Origin of the sequence: Wocania arenilitoris, from assembly GCF_021728535.1 — a bacterium.
In the GTDB taxonomy this organism is placed as follows: Bacteria; Bacteroidota; Bacteroidia; order Flavobacteriales; family Flavobacteriaceae; genus Wocania_A; species Wocania_A arenilitoris.
Genome location: NZ_JAKKDU010000005.1, coordinates 137,100 through 155,227, shown reverse-complemented (window position 1 = coordinate 155,227; position 18,128 = coordinate 137,100). Strand labels below are relative to the sequence as shown.

The 18,128-nt window shown below is 31.7% G+C and carries 12 protein-coding genes; all 12 read right to left on the bottom strand.

The features are described 5' to 3' along the window. Nucleotides 1-10: 10 nt before the first annotated feature. The 12 genes from L3X37_RS05685 to L3X37_RS05630 all read right to left on the bottom strand — a co-directional run bounded on the left by L3X37_RS05685 (nucleotide 11) and on the right by L3X37_RS05630 (nucleotide 18,127). Nucleotides 11-790: an SDR family NAD(P)-dependent oxidoreductase gene (locus L3X37_RS05685; protein ID WP_237239204.1), complete on the bottom strand. Its 780-nt coding sequence runs from the start codon at nucleotides 788-790 to the stop codon at nucleotides 11-13. Nucleotides 791-833: 43 nt separating this feature from the next. Beyond that, a complete protein-coding gene (locus tag L3X37_RS05680) occupies nucleotides 834-2,444 on the bottom strand; it encodes a UxaA family hydrolase (protein WP_237239203.1) in 1,611 nt (536 codons plus the stop codon). A gap of 188 nt (nucleotides 2,445-2,632) precedes the next feature. Then, nucleotides 2,633-3,817, bottom strand: coding sequence for a PNGase F N-terminal domain-containing protein (locus tag L3X37_RS05675; RefSeq protein WP_237239202.1), 1,185 nt, complete (start codon nucleotides 3,815-3,817; stop codon nucleotides 2,633-2,635). A gap of 18 nt (nucleotides 3,818-3,835) precedes the next feature. Beyond that, complete coding sequence (locus tag L3X37_RS05670) at nucleotides 3,836-4,603, bottom strand: endonuclease/exonuclease/phosphatase family protein (protein WP_237239201.1); 768 nt, start codon at nucleotides 4,601-4,603, stop codon at nucleotides 3,836-3,838. Nucleotides 4,604-4,683: 80 nt separating this feature from the next. Next, nucleotides 4,684-6,816, bottom strand: coding sequence for a glycoside hydrolase family 20 protein (locus L3X37_RS05665; protein ID WP_237239200.1), 2,133 nt, complete (start codon nucleotides 6,814-6,816; stop codon nucleotides 4,684-4,686). 91 nt (nucleotides 6,817-6,907) lie between these two features. Then, nucleotides 6,908-9,151 (bottom strand): GH92 family glycosyl hydrolase, encoded by a 2,244-nt coding sequence (locus L3X37_RS05660; RefSeq protein ID WP_237239199.1) that lies wholly within the window; start codon nucleotides 9,149-9,151, stop codon nucleotides 6,908-6,910. A gap of 4 nt (nucleotides 9,152-9,155) precedes the next feature. Continuing rightward, nucleotides 9,156-10,211 (bottom strand): aldose epimerase family protein, encoded by a 1,056-nt coding sequence (locus L3X37_RS05655; protein WP_237239198.1) that lies wholly within the window; start codon nucleotides 10,209-10,211, stop codon nucleotides 9,156-9,158. Nucleotides 10,212-10,295: 84 nt separating this feature from the next. Further along, a complete protein-coding gene (locus L3X37_RS05650) occupies nucleotides 10,296-11,768 on the bottom strand; it encodes an alpha-L-fucosidase (protein WP_237239197.1) in 1,473 nt (490 codons plus the stop codon). After that, nucleotides 11,765-13,405, bottom strand: coding sequence for a DUF4091 domain-containing protein (locus L3X37_RS05645; protein WP_237239196.1), 1,641 nt, complete (start codon nucleotides 13,403-13,405; stop codon nucleotides 11,765-11,767). Before L3X37_RS05645 ends, L3X37_RS05650 begins: the two co-directional genes overlap by 4 nt. A 35-nt stretch (nucleotides 13,406-13,440) precedes the next feature. Next, a complete protein-coding gene (locus L3X37_RS05640) occupies nucleotides 13,441-15,762 on the bottom strand; it encodes a GH92 family glycosyl hydrolase (RefSeq protein WP_237239195.1) in 2,322 nt (773 codons plus the stop codon). A gap of 45 nt (nucleotides 15,763-15,807) precedes the next feature. Beyond that, nucleotides 15,808-17,934, bottom strand: coding sequence for a c-type cytochrome domain-containing protein (locus tag L3X37_RS05635; RefSeq protein WP_237239194.1), 2,127 nt, complete (start codon nucleotides 17,932-17,934; stop codon nucleotides 15,808-15,810). Continuing rightward, entirely contained in the window at nucleotides 17,924-18,127 is a 204-nt protein-coding gene (locus L3X37_RS05630; protein WP_237239193.1) for a hypothetical protein, read from the bottom strand. The genes L3X37_RS05635 and L3X37_RS05630 overlap by 11 nt, the downstream gene beginning before the upstream one ends. Nucleotide 18,128: the final 1 nt, after the last annotated feature.

The window sequence follows — 18,128 nt, the reverse complement described above, 5'->3', positions numbered from 1 at the left end:
TTATATCTTTTTAACCATTCAATTTTATAAATCCTCCATCAATTGGGAAATCTGTACCTGTTATAAAGGAGGCTTCGTCTGAACATAAATATAAGGCTAAATTTGCAATTTCAACAGGTTTCCCCATTCGTCCGATGGGTTGCGTTTTTGAAAGCGCATCAAACATTTCTTCTTCTTTTCCTGGGTAATTATTTTTAATAAACCCATCAACAAATGGTGTATGAACTCTTGCTGGTGAAATGCAATTACAACGAATACCATCTTCTAAATAATCTTTCGCCACCGAATACGTCATGGTTAAAGCTGCTCCTTTAGACATAGAGTAAGCAAAACGATCTGAAAGACCTACTGATGAAGCAATGGACGCCATGTTAATAATAACACCTCCACCCTGTTGTTTCATAACTGGCACAACAGCATGCAAACAGTTATAAACGCCCTTAACGTTTACATTATACACACGGTCTAAATCTTCTACCTGGGTGTTTTCAACATTACCAACGTGAGCTATACCTGCATTGTTAATTAAAATATCTATTTTATGATTTTTAGCTATTTCAGCAACAATAGTTTTCACTTGTTCGTGATTAGATACGTCACATTGGTAAAAGTTTGCTTTTCCGCCTTTTGCTAAAATAGCATTTACAGTTTGCTCGCCACTTTCAGCATTAAACTCTAAAATATGTACATGAGCGCCTTGTTCTGCAAATGTAATCGTAATGGCTTCTCCAATTCCCCTGGCTCCACCTGTAATAATTGCTGATTTTCCTTCTAAACTAAATTTTGACATTTTATTTATTTTTTAATATGTAAAAAGTACTGAATAGGCATTATTATAAGGACACCCCTCTTTTCCAAGGAATAAAATCGTCTTGCCCTAGCTTTGTAGCACAGGTTTGATGTCTTCCACTAGCCACTTCGATAATTAAATCGATTAACTCTTCTGAAAGCTCTTCTTGTGTGGTGTCTTCTGAAATTAATCGACCTGCATCAAAATCTATAATATCTTTCATTTTTGCTGGTAACATGGAGTTAGAAGAAATCTTAATAACTGGACACACCACATTACCAGTTGGCGTACCCAATCCCGTAGAAAACAAAATAATATTCGCTCCAAAACCAGCTAAACCTGTTGTTGACTCGACATCGTTACCAGGAGTACACAATAAATTTAAACCTTGTTTTGTAGCGTATTCACCATAATCAATAACATCTGCTACTGGAGCACGCCCTCCTTTTGTTGCTGCTCCTGCCGATTTTATCGCATCAGTTATTAAACCATCTTTTACATTTCCGGGAGATGGATTCATATCAAAACCAGAGCCTACTTTTTCAGCTTGGTTACTATACCGCTCCATAATGTCTATAAACTTATTTCCAACTTCGGCATTTGGACAACGGTCTAAAATATCTTGTTCTACACCACATAGCTCTGGGAATTCTGACAGAATACTTTTTCCACCCAAAGCATTTATTTTATCAGAAACTACTCCAATTAACGGATTTGCTGTAATTCCTGAAAACCCATCAGAACCACCACATTCTAAACCTATTGAAAGCTTACTTAACGGTGCCGGTTTTCTTGATATTTGGTTTGCTTTTTCTAGTTCTTTATACGTTGCATTAATTACTTCCGTAAGCATTTCATTTTCAGTAGCATACTTTTGTTGTTCAAAATACAGTACAGGCTTATCTGCTTTAAAACGTTCGTTTAGCGCTTCTTGAAGCATATCTATCTGTGCATGTTGACACCCCAAACTCATTACCGTAGCACCAGCCACATTCGGGTTTTTAATATATCCTGCTAACAAATTCACTAAAGCCTGTGCATCATCTTTTGTACCACCACAGCCACCTTCATGCGTTAAAAACTTAATCCCATCAATATTTTTAAACTTTCTTTGAGATAGTTTTTCAACCTCATAATCAGCATCTTTAATACCATTAACTAAACCTCTAAGTTTTAATCGGTACGGATTTTCTTTTTTAAAGCCTAATTCACTTTCAAAAGCCTCTTTTAAAACCTTTAAATTTCGGTTTTGGCAAAATACCATGGGTACAAAAACCCAATAATTTGCAGTACCTACTTGCCCATCTTTTCTATGATATCCTAAAAATGTTTTTTTAGATAAGCCGTTAATATACGGTGGTTGATAGTTATAGGCTTTACCTTGAAACTTATAAGGTGCCGAGATATGCTTTAAATTCTCTGTAGTTATTAATGCACCTTTTTTAATAGGTTTTAGGGTTTTGCCAACAGGAACACCATACATGGTTACAACATCGCCTGTATTTAATGCCTGTAAGGTAAACTTATGTTTAACTGGAATATCTTCAACAACCTGTACTTCTGCTGCGTTTATTGTAAAAACTTCCCCTTTATTGATATTAGATAATGCAACAGCTACATTATCATTTGGAGATATTATTAAATTATTTTTCAAAGCTCTGAAATAAAGTATTAGTATTGGTATTGGTCAATCTCGCTAACGCTAAAACGTAGGTTACGTAAGCGGATTAACAAAAATACGCATGTGAGTTAAATCGTGCTACCTCTTAAAACACTTTAACCTATACTTTTTTTGCAAGAATGCTTAATTTGAAAGCTTTTAAGACATTAATTGTGATAACGTTAATACTCGAAAGTTAAGTATGCCGAAACCAACCAATGGTTTAGCTTATCCCCATCTACAGGGGTCGCAGGAATTTTTATTTTTAATTCGTGATTTCCTTTTTCTAAATCGCCCAACTTAACCACCATAGGTTTAACTGAAGATCCTGGACACCAATTAGAACGTGACAAATCGGAAGATGCGATACGCTCTTCAATAACTTTTACAGCTCTTTTTTTAGTTTTAAAATCGTAATAAGCGGCCGAATCTTTTTTAATCCAAACACCAGAAGTTGGATTAAAACGCCTGAACGACGCACAATCGTCTCGCCAAGGGATAGTATCCAGCACCAATTTGCCATCAAAATAAACACTGTTCTTAATTTTAATAAACTCATCACCACCACTATGACCACCATGGCCTGTGGTAATATAATGTAGTTTTACATTTTTAGCGTTCTTTTTTAAATTAAAGGTATGCGTTAAGGCTTCTTTTGCAAAAATATCTGGAATGGGTTGTCCGCCTACATAAGGTATCGTATTTACTAATGGCAAGACTTTAAGTGTTTTCCTTTCACGATTTGAGTAGGAAAATTGCAAATCAAAATTATAGCCTTCAGCTGTCCATGAATCTATCCAGACACCAACATAAAATGTATTAGAAACCAATTTTTTTAACTGAGAAATATCATGCTTCCACACCACTTGTTTTTCCCATGAGGGAATATAAACAGGACGCCTATATTTTACACGATTGTCGCTATAATGCCCTACTCCAAAAGGTGTCATAAAACGCATTAATTCAACTACTGGTTGATAGTTTTCTCCTGCTACAACACCTGCATGATTTTCTGCTTTAAATGAATCTTTAGGAAATTCTTTATAGCCTTTTGAAACATCTAAAACAGAAATAAAACTAGTATCTGCAACCACAAAACAAGAGCCCGATTTATCCCATCGATCACCATTAGAACGTACGGTTAATTTTATAGATACATCTGTTCCTTTAGGGAAACTTGGTACAGTTACTTTTTTATAAACTAAACGACCACTTTGCAGTATTTGAGCCTGTTTATCATTTCCTTTTTCTCCATTAAAATTTAATGGTTGCCTATTAAACACATTAATTATAGTGTTGTTTTCTTGTGCAAATAAACTAGCGCAAAAAACTAAAAACCAAAGTATTATAATGTTTTTAAAACTCATTTTATTTAAACCATTTTATTAATCTATAAATATAACATCAACAACAACTGGTAAATGATCTGAAGGATATTTACAATCTTTAGAATCACTTAATACTGCATATTTTTTAACAGATATATTCTTTTTACTTGTAAAAATATAATCTATTCTATTAGCAACAGGTTTGTTAAATTTAAAACCATTAAAAGTTCCTGTTGGCCCGAAAGGTTTTAATTCACTCACTTTTTTAGTATCATTCAAAGATTTTGATAGTAATTTTATTGGCGCTTCTTCTGGCTTTAAATTAAAATCTCCCATGACTACTACTGGTAAACTTTTAGTGTTAAATTCTTCTATTTTATTAAGAATTAACGCTGCACTTTCTACTCTTGCTTCTTTTCCTATATGATCAAAATGCGTGTTGAAAACTAAAAATTGTTGTTTTGTTATTTTGTCTTTAAACCATCCGAAAGTACAAATACGCTCCATTGCGGCATCCCAACCCACTGAGATTTTATTTGGTGTTTCACTTAACCAAAAGGTGCCTTGTTTTAAAACATCAAATTTTTCTTTATTATAAAAAATGGCACTGTATTCTCCTTTTGTTTTTCCATCATCTCGTGCTACACCTATGTAATTATAATTTACAAAAGTACTGTCTAAATATTGAACTTGATGGTGTAAACCTTCTTGAATTCCGAAAATATCTGGATTGTTATATGTAATTTGATTGCTTAAAAACCCTTTTCTATTAGACCATTGGTTTTCACCATCGTTAACATTATCGTACCTAATGTTATAAGTCATAACTTTATATGACTGCGCTATTACTGTCTGAAAAAAACAAAATGCAATGATTGGTATTATTTTTTTTAAAATCATAATTATTAATTTATAATAACTTCGTCTGCAAAAACCCAAGATGGTAAACCTGCAGCATGATGCCAATATGGTGCTTCTTTTAAGTTTTCTGCTTTTATTTTTATAAAACGTAATTGTGATGTTTTTATACTTAAATTAAAATACTGAATGTCGTTTATTTTACTCGTTTTACTTAATGGATGTTGATTTGTAATTGTACCCAATTTTAAATAGCTTTTCCCATCAACCGAACCATAATAAGTTACTTGTTTAGGGAAGAAAACAATATGATTGGTGACTTGTAAAAATGCAGTAGAAATAGATTTTACATCTTTTTTAGCTTCCAAATCTATAACAGCTTCTAAATGATTGCCTTCAAAACCTAACCAGTTTGAATAAAAGTTACTACCGCCTAAAGCACCATCAGTTAAAGTTTGCGGGTTTTCGCCAGCATATTTTTTTGGTTTTGTTAATAAGGTTACTTTTTTGCCAGAGGCTATATTTGGTTGTAAAGCCATTTGAATGGATTTTAAATACGCATTGCCATAATCTTTAACTGTAAATCTCATTTCGTTCATTAAAGTAATATTTGCTTCTTTACAAACAGACATAAAATTTTCAACTAAAGTTTTAGTGTTTTTAGTAATTGTAAAATCATTAGAGATACTTTTTCTACAGGCTTCCAAAACGGCATAGTCTATACTTAATCGTGCCACTTTAACACGTTTTAAAACTTCAGGTTTGTTTGCAACAGCTTTTTCTGCATCATCAAAAAGCTTTACATAGTGTTTTAATAAATCTGGACTTAAATAAGAGTTAAAAGCTTGAGAAGGATCCCCATATAAAAACAAGAAAAAATCAGGATGCTTTTTTAATTCTTCATGAATTTTATCAATATAAGATTTCACATAACTGCCTGCTTCATGGTAGTAACCATTAGTAAATTCTGTAATAATTTCATCTACATTAGCATCAGGATTCCAAAGTAATTTAGCCATTAAATAAGAGCGTAATTCAAACAACTCACTTGGGTTGCTACTGTGTTGCTCAAAAACCCATTTAGTATTATGGTCTCTAAAAAATTGAATATTGGGTTGTAGTGTATTAAAATTAGGAAACGGTGCTAAAAAGTTGGTAAATTGCGTGGTGTAATCCCAAATTCTAATATTATCTGTTAATGCCCTCCAACCTTTTATATCATCTGCGAAAGCTGTACATTTTTCCGTAATGGGTGCGCTTCTATTACATTCTATTGAGCATAACGTAATTAATACGTTTTTTAAAGGTTTTGTTTTGCAAGGTTTTCTGGTGTATTGATAGGCTAAAGTTGAAATGGTTTTATCTGGAAAAGATTTTGCTACCTCGTTTACAAAACGAATCATGGTTCCTGCATGACTATCTTCTTCTTCATCTATTTTTTTACAATCATTGCAAGTACAATATTGTGTGTTATCGTTACTACTAACAGATAAAACTGAAGTCTCAGGATTGTTTTCAAACAAACTTCGCACCGAATCTTTTACTATTTCTAAAACCGTTTTATTGGTTAAGCATAATTGGGTTGGCAAGCGTTTATTACCACGAAGCGCAAAATATTCTGGGTTTGATTTGTAAAATTTTTCTTCTGGAATAAATACATGAAAGGTATGTACTCTAGCTTTAGGCACATAAAACGGAAATGACTTATAAGTTACCTTGTGCTTATTGGCAAAGTTAATATCTTCATAAAACAATCTAGAGTGAACAGTACGCGTTTTTATTTCAGGGTTATGAGTATAATCAATATTTAATGGGATTTTAATAGATTTTAAGCTAGGTACATCTTCAACATTTGGAGCATACCATTTACAACCTAAATATAATTCAAGAAACTCGTAAACCGCATTTCTTGTAGCTTCATCTGAACCACCTGAAATAATTAAATGATTGTTATCTGTTTTTATCTTAATTTGATGTTTTTTTAACTTTTCATTTAATACATTACCAACGTATATTTTGTGCTTCTTTGTTTGTGAACTTTCATCAACTAAATCTAGTTTTACATTACTTATTTTTTGGATATATTTTTGAAGTGTTTCTGCTGATTGATACTCATGCTTTGTAGCATTTCCTAAAAAAACAATTTCGTAATTCGTGTTTGCATTACAAACTAAAGTCATGTTTTTGTCATCGCAAGATGTTATAAATACCAAAATCAATAGATATTTAAAGCTTTTTAATATTTGGTATTTAATTGGTTTATACAAAAAATTATTCTTTTAAATTAAACTGAATTTTTGAAGCATTAGTAAGAGTACTATGATTAATAAAAAAAGATTTCTTAGCTTTACCATTAATTGTAAATGATTCTAAATTTCCCGTTCCTTTTTTTTCAATAACCAACTTGTCTTTTAAATAGTAGCGATTATCTAAATGGATAGTTATTTTATCAAATCTTGGTGCTGTAATCGTGTAAACAGGCTCAGCAGGGGATATTGGATAAATACCCATCATGCTATAAATTAACCAAGCAGACATGGTTCCTGTATCATCATTTCCTGGCAATCCAGCTGGATTATTGGTAAAATATTTATTAATTAAACTAGTAACACGCTGTTGCGTTTTCCACTCATAACCTTTGGCGTAGTTATACAAATACGGATATGCAATATCTGGTTCGTTAGCCATGTCGTATTGCTTTTTTTCAAAAACCTCATCTAATTTATTAACATACTTTGTTGTGCCACCCATTAATTTTATTAAAACTCTAGCATCATGGGTAACCATAAATGTGTATTGCCACGAGTTGCCTTCTATAAAACCTAAATTCTTTTCAAAATTTGCTCCTTTATTTGGGTTAAAGGGACTATGCCATGAACCATCATCATTTTTGGGGCGTAATAGATTAAATTCTCTATCAAATAGTTTTCTATAGGATATTGACCGTTTATAAAATAGTTTAGAATCATTTTTTTTACCTAATGCTGTAGCTAATTGTGCAATAGCAAAATCAGAAATATTATATTCTTGAGTGGTTGAAACCGAACCACTTTTTGTGGTTTTTGTAGTTAAATATCCTTTTTTAATATAATCTTTAATTCCTGGTCTAAGTGGATTGTTTTCTAACTGAGTAGCGCTTTTTCTCATGGCTTCATAAGCTTTTTCAATATCAAAATCCTGAATACCACGCAAATAAGTATCTGCTAAAACAATACCTGCAGGATCGCCAACCATAGTTGTAGTTTCTGTTGCATTGAGCTCCCATTTTGGCAACCAACCGCTTTCATCATAAATATTTAGCATACTTTTTACCATATCTGATTGTTGCTTCGGGTACACCAACGACATTAGCGCATGTAAATTTCTATACGTATCCCAGAATGAAAATACCGTAAACCGCGTACCATTAGTTTTAGCAGTTTCTCGTTTTGCCATAGTTGGGTATTCGCCATTAACATCGTTTAAGGTATTTGGGTGAATTAAGGTGTGATAGAGTGCTGTGTAAAAAATAATTTTATCGTCTTTTGTACCACCTTCTACTTCAATTTTAGATAATAAATCGTTCCATTTTGAAGCTGTATTTCTATAAATAGCATCAAACGATAAATCTTGGGTTTCTTTATCGAGATTCTCACGTGCATTTTCTATACTTACATAAGATACACCAACTTTAACCTCAACTTGAGTAGGTTTATCAAAATAATAAGTAAAATAGCTACCTATACTATCGCCAATAATTTCTTTTCTGTAGTTTTTATACAAACGCGTATTTCCATTATAAGGCATCCATTGAGCTTCTATTCCATCATATTTTCTAGTTTTTTTCCAAACTCCAAAATCATCTGCTGGTTTACTAAACTTTACCACAAAATATACTGGATAAGATTCTTCTGGCTTATAATAACAAAACGAGCCAACATTACGTATGCCTTCAATTTCAGTAGGCGATACTACTTTTACTGTTGCGCCTTCCTCATTAGTTAAACCTAAACCTAAATTGATTAAAATATTAGATTGTCCTTTAGGAAAATAGTATTTACTAACTCCAACTCTTGTAGTTGCCGTAACTTCAGTTTTTATTTTATATTTTGAAAGTTGAACACTATAATACCCTGGTTTTGCAAGCTCATAATTATAAGTTGAACCATACTCTAAATGATTTGTTTTAAGCTCGCCAGTTGTAGGCATCGTTAAAATAACACCCAAATCTGGACAACCAACACCACTTAAATTAACATGTGAAAAGCCTGTTAAAAAAATATTTTCATTAACGTACGGATTAGACAACCACCTGCTATCTTTTTCTAAAGGTAAATTTTGTGGTCCAGCAACATTAAATGGCGACACACTAGCCATTCCTCTTGGTGCAATAGCTCCAGGATTTGTAGCTCCATAATTTGATGTTCCTATAAATGGATTTACAAAATCAACTGGTTTTTGTGAATAACTGTATATGGTAATTAAAACTGTGCCAATTACAACTAAATAATTGCGCTTATGTTTACTTTTTATCATATGTTTATTCTTTTATTGAAAATTTATAAATACATGTTGATTGGTATGTATTTCTAGGCTTTAAAATAGTTGATGGAAAATTTAATTGATTTGGACTATTTGGAAAATGTTGAGTTTCTAAACAAAATGCTTCTCTGTATTTATACGGTAAATTTTCTTTTCCAACATCTTTGCCATTTAAAAAATTGCCACTATAAAATTGCATTCCTGGTTCGTTAGTAATCACTTCTAGTATTCTTCCAGATATTGGTTCTTCTACCTTTGCTACAAGTCTCAAACCCGTTCCATCTAATACAAAATTATGGTCGTAACCAAATCCATATTTTATTTGATCTACTTCATCATTTATATGCTTAGCAATTTTAGTAGGTTTTGTAAAATCAAATGGTGTGTTTTTTACATCTTTTAACTCTCCTGTTGGAATTAAAACATCATTAATTGGTGTAAAACGAGAAGCTTTTATTTGCAAAAGGTGATTATTTATACTACCCTTTCCCGCACCAAGTAAATTAAAATAGGAATGGTGTGTTAGGTTTACAGGTGTTGCCTTATCTGTAGTGGCTATGTATTCTATTTGTAATTCGTTATTGTTTGTTAACTTGTAAATAACTTTTACATTTAAGTTACCTGGATAACCTTCTTCGCCATCTTTGGATAAATATGTTAGTTCCAATTTAGAGTCAGATATTTGTTTTGCACCCCAAACTATATTGTTAAATCCATTAACGCCTCCATGTAAATGGTTAGCATCATTATTGGTTGCCAATTTATAAACACTATTATTTAATACAAATTTTCCTTTTGCAATACGGTTGCCATATCTTCCAATTAAAGCTCCAAAATAAATTTCGTTAGAATTCAAATAACCATCAATAGTTTTATAACCTAAAACAATATCTTGATAATCTCCCTGCTTATCTGGAACCCATAAACTTACAACTCGTCCACCATAATTAGTGATTTGGGCAGTTATACCGTTATCATTTTTTAGAGTATATAAATCTACCTGCTTACCTTTTATTTTCGTTTTAAAGTTTTCGTTTTTAATTAATTTTATCATTGACGGTTTCTTTTTACATGGCGTAGTTAAAATGATAACTAGCACAAAAATTGTTATTGCTTTATTTATTAAATGAGTTAATGTCTAATTTACATCTTCAATTTTAAATACCCAAGCATTATAACATGGTGGTTTATTTTGTATTGATTTTGGGATATTGATTTTAAACCCATTTTTAAGTGATTTCCATCTTAAATTAATATTGCTACCTAATAATTTAATTTTTGATCCTTTTTTAGGAGATATTGAATTTATTAAAATTTGAGTAGGCATTTTCGTTTCTCCTTCTTTAGCTAAATACAACGCAAAAACTTGTCCTTTTTTATTTTGAGTGAAACAAATGTTGTTTTCTTTGTAAGGTGCAATTGGTTTAGTATTATATATAGATTCACTATTAATCTTCATCCAACTACTATAGGATTTCAATAAATTATAAGCTCCTTCTTGCCACTCTCCTTCAGGGCTAGGTGCTATATTAAGTAACAAATTCCCACCTTTTGCAACAATATCAATTAGCATATGAATACCTTCTCTCCCACTTATGTATTTGGCATTGGGTGTGTACGACCAGCCGCCGCCAGAAATTATACAAGATTCCCAAGGGTAAGGCAATGTTTTTTCTGGAACTCTATTTTCTGGCGTTAAATAATTTTGGTTTTTACCATATACTGCTCTATCTACAACAATTAATCCTGGTTGCTTTTCTCTAGCTTTTATAACCAATTCATCCATTTTAATATCTTGGTTTATAATGCGGTGTTTAAGGTAGCCTTCTTCGGCATTATCAACAGTATGCTTGTACCATTCTGTTATTTCAGCTTTTGGAGTTTTTGAAACCCAACCACCATCTAACCATAAAATATCCATTTTCCCGTAATCTGTCATTAACTCCATGATTTGATTGTGTGTAAACTCAATAAATTGATTCCACTTTTCTGGATTTTCAGCTGGAGAATAATTTACATTTCTATCTTTTGGAGGATAATACGGATCCCAGTAACTATCAACATGCCAGTCTGGTTTTGAAAAATAAGCACCAGCCCATAAGCCTTGATTTCTAAAGGAGCTAAATATTTCTTTTGCAATATTTGCTTTTGGATGAGATGAAAAAGGTGTTTTAGGTGAAGTGATTTTGTAATCTGTATACTTAGAATCAAACATACTAAAGCCATCATGATGTTTTGTTGTAAAAACCACATATTTCATTCCGGCATTTTTTGCCGCTTTTGCCCATTTATCTGGATTAAATTCAACAGGATTGAATGTGGTTTGTAACGCTTCATATTCTTTTTTGTAGGTAAAATAATTATCTGGATTGCTTCCTTTGGTTCGCTCACACCAACCATATTCTTCTGGAGACAATGACCATGATTCAACAATTCCCCATTGGCTATAGGCTCCCCAATGCATAAGCAAACCAAATTTTAATCCTTGCCATTCATCTAATTTTTCTAACACCAAAGAATCTGTTTCAGGGACGTAACGTTCTTCTTCGTAAATGGCTTGCGAAAACATACTTAAACTCATTAAAAGTAATAGGTAAGTTGTTTTTTTCATAATAATGCTTTTAATAATTTTTTCTTAGTTTTTCTGTAATCTTCAACAGACAAATTATAATCAGTATAACTTTTAAATAGGGTGTTTACAAGCTTTGTATATTTATTTTTATTTATTTTATTTAACTTTTGTAATAACTCATAATCTTCAATCCCAATACGATGTGCTTCAAAACGAATAGACGATAGCGGTCCCTCTTTTCCAGGATAAACAATATGAGTGTCTCCTGCTGGCAAAAAGTTACTAACTCCAGATCCTGGGGCTGGATGATGTACTACACTTTGATTAAATGGGTCTGAATAATACTGATTTAAACCCCAATGCAAATACCCATTTGTATTATAATAAGCTGCTCCCCAACCAAAGTAAACCTGACGCAGCTTTTCCATATCTAAAGTTCTATTTAACCACTTGCCCCCGGGAATTAAGCAAGTATAAACTAAAACTTTTTCGCCATGTTTTTCTCTTTCTCTAAAAAACGATTCATTTTCTTGAAAATCGTTTATTAACGGACACCAAATATCAACGGCTCCTGCAAGACCATCTCTGTCGTTAGTAGCTTCCATAATTTTAATTTCAGGAAAAATACTTTTTACTTGTTTTGCTACGTCTTTATAACATTTTGCATTAACTTGAGTTGGCTCATCAGAAATGTGCTGTAACCAATTGTTTTCTAAATTATTTGCCTTAACAAAATTGTAAATTTGCGTCATTAAAATAGTAATATCTTTTTTACCCTTCTCTTTATAATAGCGTCTTTTTGTTAAAGCTACTTTAAGTTCTGGGTCTCCCCAATCATCATTTTCACCTCTATTCATTAAGTGTGGAGATTCAAAATATTTAAACCCATTTTCCCTAAACACGTTTATAAAACGTAACATTTTTTCATTTTCTAAATACAGTTCTCCACCTTCATATTTAAAAAGTTCGTTAGGTAAGCTTATAGAATTTTGCCTACCGTGAGCCATAAGTTTTGCATACTTATTTAGCATAATAAACCAATCGTTAGACCAACGCTTAATATTATGCTGGTTCTCCATTTTAGTTAAATTAAACCAATTTGTATAAAAGAATTTACTCTTTGAAAGCTTTGGAAGCTTTACTTGATGTACTTTAACAACAAAAGTCCCTCTATATTCTAAAACGTCTGTTTTAATAACTAATTCAATCTTGTTTGTTTTTTTATTTAGGTTTGAAGAAGGAATTGCCAAACGTAATGCAGTATAAGTGGTTGTTACTTTTAGCGTTTCCTTTTTAAGCGGTTTAATAACTTCAAAAATCCTAAAAGGGGCTCTCCTAATTACATAGGGATTAATTTTATCAATGTATTGTTCGGTACGACTATCTAAGCCAGTATTTTGTTCAACTGGAACATCGATTAACGCGCTCCATACATTTTTTAAAGGTTTTCCGTTTGTTGATGCTGTAATAGTAAACAACTTACCTATTGGTAATTTTAAAATCACATGAGCTTCAGCAATTCCTTCTTCTGCTATATCAGCTTCTAATTTTGTAGAATATCTCTTTAACTCATTTTTATCTGGATAAACAGGCTCTAAAGGATCAACAATCCATAATTGAGCAAATACACTGCTTGATATAAATAAAAAAATAATTCGTATTATTAAAGGTTTCAATCTTTATTGTTTTTAAATTTTGTATATAATATTTTCTAATTGTCTTTACTCATCGAAAATGGAGTGTTTTTTAGTTTACTAGCCCATTCTTTATTTGGTGTAGCATTCATATCAAACTGTAAATGTCCACCATTTTGAATGTCTTCAAAATTTACAAAACTATTATTCCACAATTTTCCGTTTAGCAAAACACTTTCTATAAAAACATTTTTTTTTGAATTATTAGAAGCTAAAATTCTAAACGTGTTTCCGTTTTCTAAATGAAGTGTTGCTTTTTTAAATAAAGGACTACCAATTACATATTGATTAACCGAAGGGGTTACGGGATAAAAACCTAAAGCACTATAAACGTACCAAGCTGATGTTTGTCCATTGTCCTCATCACCACAATATCCATCTGGAGTTGCACTATATAATTTGGTTAAAACATCTCGCACTTTTTTTTGTGCTTTATACGAAGCATTTGCATGATTATATAAATATATCATGTGTTGAATGGGTTGATTGCCATGTGCATAATTACCCATATTTGCTATTTGCATTTCTCTAATTTCATGGATTGTAAACCCATAATACGAAGCATCAAAATCTGGTGGCATTTCAAAGACCTCATCCAACTTAGCAACAAAATTGTCTTTTCCTCCCATTAAATCAATTAAGCCTTGAGTATCATGAAAAACCGACCATGTGTAATGTAAACTATTACCCTCTGTAAACGCATCTCCCCATTTTAAAGGATTAAATGGCGTTTGAAAACTACCATCCTCATTTTTACCACGCATTAAATTAGTTGAAGGGTCAAATAAGTTTTTATAGTTATTAGATTTTTTGTAAAAATCTTTAGCCAAATTTTGATTACCTAGTTTTTTTGCCATTTTTGCAATGGTAAAATCTGCGAAAGCATATTCTAATGTTCGTGCTGCATTTTCGTGAATACCAACATTGTAAGGCACATAACCCAATTGATTATAATAACTTAATCCTGCCCGACCTACCGAGTTTTCTGGACGACCATCACCTACACTGGCATTTTTTAAAACTGCTTCAAATAATATATCAGCATCCTTTTTATTCATATTTCCTTTTAAAAACGCATCGGCTATAATTGTAGCAGAATTTGAACCAATCATACAATCACGATGCCCTGGGCTTGCCCACTCTGGCAACCAACCAGACTCTTTATAGGTATTTGCTAAGCCTTCCATAATTTGAGTATTTAACTCAGGATACATCATATTAAAAAATGGAAATACTGCTCTAAAAGTATCCCAAAAGCCATTATCTGTAAACATATAACCTGATAAAATTTCACCATTATAAGGGCTGTAATGTATTACATTAGCATTATCATCATATTCAAAAAACTTTCTAGGGAACAATAAAACACGATATAAACACGAGTAAAATGTTCTAACGTTATCAATATTATCATCTTCTACAACAATTCGCTGCAACTCTTTTTCCCAAGCGTTTCTTGCTTTTTCTCTGGTGTTTTTAAAAGAATCATCGCCAATTTCAGCTTTTAAATTTATTGCTGCTTGCTCATGACTAATAAACGATGAGGCTACTTTAACATGAACTTGTTCGCCTTTTTTTGTTTTAAAGCCTACAATTGCTCCTACATGTCCGCCTTTATTTTCAGTAGAATTTTCAATAAGTTTCCAATCATCTCCCCAAGTATGGTTTAGCTCAAAATCTTTATCAAATTCTGCTACAAAATAATTATGAAAATTATCAGGAACACCTCCACTATTGTTTCTACAGTACCCAATTATTTTTCTTTCCTTCGGAAGAATTTTTACCATAGAGCCTTTAAAAAACGCATCTAATATTATATAAGCTGAATCAGTTTCTGGAAATGTAAACTTAAAATGTGCAGCGCGTTCTGTTGGAGAAACTTCGGCAGTTATATCGTAATCTGCTAAATACACACTATAATGATGTGGCTTAACAACCTCTGCTTTATGTGAAAAATATGAAGCACGTTCTTGCTCTTTATATTTTAAATCGCCAGTAGTAGCCATTAAAGAAAATGCTGCATAATCGTTTATCCACGGACTGGGTTGATGCGTTTGTTTAATGCCTCTAATGGTGTAATCGTCGTATTTGTATGCCCAACCATCACCCATTTTGGCGGTTTGTGGCGTCCAGAAATTCATACCCCAAGGAGTTGCAATCGCGGGATAGGTGTTGCCGTTTGATAAACTAAACTCAGAATCTGTTCCCATTAATGGGTTTACATAGTCTACAAGTGCTTTTGTTTTATTTAAATCTACAATACTATTAGCTTGTTTCTTGCATGCAATTAAGCAAATAACAGTAATTATAACTAAACTTTTTGAAATAATTTTTATCATTATGTAAATTGAATTATTAACTCATTTTTACTTGAAACCCACAAACTACCAGAGTATAATTTCGTCAACAAAAATCCAAGACGGATTGCCTGCACCTTCGTGCCATTCTGGTAAAATCTTAGGGTTTTTAACAACAACTTTAAAGTATTGAGCTTTTGTTTTTTCAGGCAATTTAACGCTAAACTTTTTTATTAGTATTGACTCTTTTTTATTATCAGCAACAATTGGCAAATTACCTATTTGTTTAAACCCAGATGTTCTATTTGAAGATGCATAAACTTGTATGCTTTTTGGAAATAAAACCCAGTCTCTTATACTTACTAAACAATTTACAGTAATCGTACTAACTTCTTTTGGCTCACCTAAATTTATTGTCGTGTTTAAATCATTCCCAAGATAACCATTCCATTTTTCGTCTTTAAAGTTTTTGGTTCCTAAGGTAAAATCAAATAGTTTTTTTGGACCTTTATATTGATCCTCTGGTTTATGAACAATAGTATAATCTTCTACTTTATGTGTTACCTTTATAAAAACTTCTTTCATAGTTTCACTTGGCAACCAGCCCTTTTTATACAACTTTATAGCTATACTTGTGGTAGAATCTATTAAAATTGGTGATTTATATACTAAAGCCGTTGAATCTGGTTCTGTACCATCTAAGGTATAATAAACTTTAGCTCCTCTTAATTTAGAGTTTAATTTAATAGAAAGTGTATCGGTAAAAAGTGTTTTTTTAGTAACCAAAATAGGTGGTTTTAAACGTGTAATTTCCACAAAACCATCAGCAATACCGTTGTTTAAGTTAACCTTAAAGTTATTTTGTAATTGTTTTGCAGCATCCTTAGTTATAGATGTTTCCCAAACATAGGCACGTTCTAAATCTATAGCTGCCAATAAACTTTCTAAACCTTTATCGCCTACGTCTGTTTTAACTAAATTTAATATTTTAAGTGTTTTTAATTCTTTTAAATCCAATAATGTTTTATCTGATATATGGGTATCACTAATATCTAGTTTCTCTAAATTTTTTAAATTTTTAATACCAGAAATCATATCATCTGTTAAATTCGAGCTGCTTAAATCTAATTCGATAATTTGCTCTTTTAAATTTGATAAAGATTTAACTGCTTTTTTGGTAATACTATCTTTATTAAACTTAACCCATAATTCTGGTTGATTGGGTACAAATTTTCTAACCAAAAATCCAGCAGCTTCAACTTTTTGAATATCACTTAAATCAGCTTCTTTTATTATTTTTTTATTAAATACTAAATACTTTTTAAGTAACTTATTTAAAGTATCGCTTTTTGGCATAGCAACAGCTTTAGTATTAAGATCGTTGCTTTTATTTATCCAATATTCAATTAACCAAATTTCGTCTTTAGTAAGTTGAGGCTTTCCTTCTGGTGGCATATGCTTTTCATCAGATATTGGTAATAAAAGATGTTTATACAGTATACTTTTATCAGCGTTACCTTGTGTTACAACATCACCAGATTCTCCTCCTTTTAATATACTTTCTGTCGTATGCAGTGCTAATTCACCTTTTCTTTTTGAAGTATTATGACATTCTATACATTTATCATCAAATATTTTTAAAACAACATCATCGTACATATTTAAACTATCAACATGAGTAATGGTTTTTGCTTTGGGTAATGGTTTAATATACTCTGTTATATAATTATCGCCGTGAGTTAATACGCTTCCATAATGTCCAGCAACGCTTATCCCAATTATGGTAAGAACAAAAAGCGGGAAGAATGTTTTTTTGATTGTTTTATCCTTATTATCAACCAATAAAAACAAGGTGGTAATTAATACTGCAGTTGCAATTCCTGTCCAGAAATGTATATCTAATACATCTGTTGAATAACCTCCTTCTAAAGACAAAAAATATCCAAAAATACAGGCCAAAATTGAAAAAATTGATGAAAACCCAAGTCCGTATTTTATGGTTTTTTTAGTGTAGTCTTTTCTAAATCTACCTAGAACATCTAAGAAAAAAGTAAGTAACAATCCACCAATAGGTAAGTGTAAAATTAAAGGGTGTAATCGCCCTAATGCCAATACAAATCGTGGTACATCTTCAGTATTATTTGCATAAGTTGCATTAAAAGCTAATAGGGTAATTATTAGAATTAATTGTTTTTTTGAATCTTTAATCTTCATCAAATATTGTGCTAGTTAAAAATGAACTCAGCCATAAATAGTAAACATTTTGTTCTTTCCCGTTATGAACTTCGATTATGGATTGAAGATTATTTTCTTCAAGTCTTAATGATGCAACGTCTGCTTTATTAGGAATATTAATTACATCGTCTTTCTTATTCAAAAACTGACTTAATAATTTGGTTTGACTCATT

Bases quoted from the DNA above. Each gene is read 5' to 3' on its own strand.
- L3X37_RS05660 (WP_237239199.1), bottom strand. From the start codon at position 9,151: ATGATAAAAAGTAAACATAAGCGCAATTATTTAGTTGTAATTGGCACA.
- L3X37_RS05665 (WP_237239200.1), bottom strand. From the start codon at position 6,816: ATGACTTTAGTTTGTAATGCAAACACGAATTACGAAATTGTTTTTTTA.
- L3X37_RS05635 (WP_237239194.1), bottom strand. From the start codon at position 17,934: ATGAAGATTAAAGATTCAAAAAAACAATTAATTCTAATAATTACCCTA.
- L3X37_RS05685 (WP_237239204.1), bottom strand. From the start codon at position 790: ATGTCAAAATTTAGTTTAGAAGGAAAATCAGCAATTATTACAGGTGGA.
- L3X37_RS05670 (WP_237239201.1), bottom strand. From the start codon at position 4,603: ATGACTTATAACATTAGGTACGATAATGTTAACGATGGTGAAAACCAA.
- L3X37_RS05630 (WP_237239193.1), bottom strand. From the start codon at position 18,127: ATGAGTCAAACCAAATTATTAAGTCAGTTTTTGAATAAGAAAGACGAT.
- L3X37_RS05640 (WP_237239195.1), bottom strand. From the start codon at position 15,762: ATGATAAAAATTATTTCAAAAAGTTTAGTTATAATTACTGTTATTTGC.
- L3X37_RS05650 (WP_237239197.1), bottom strand. From the start codon at position 11,768: ATGAAAAAAACAACTTACCTATTACTTTTAATGAGTTTAAGTATGTTT.
- L3X37_RS05675 (WP_237239202.1), bottom strand. From the start codon at position 3,817: ATGAGTTTTAAAAACATTATAATACTTTGGTTTTTAGTTTTTTGCGCT.
- L3X37_RS05655 (WP_237239198.1), bottom strand. From the start codon at position 10,211: ATGATAAAATTAATTAAAAACGAAAACTTTAAAACGAAAATAAAAGGT.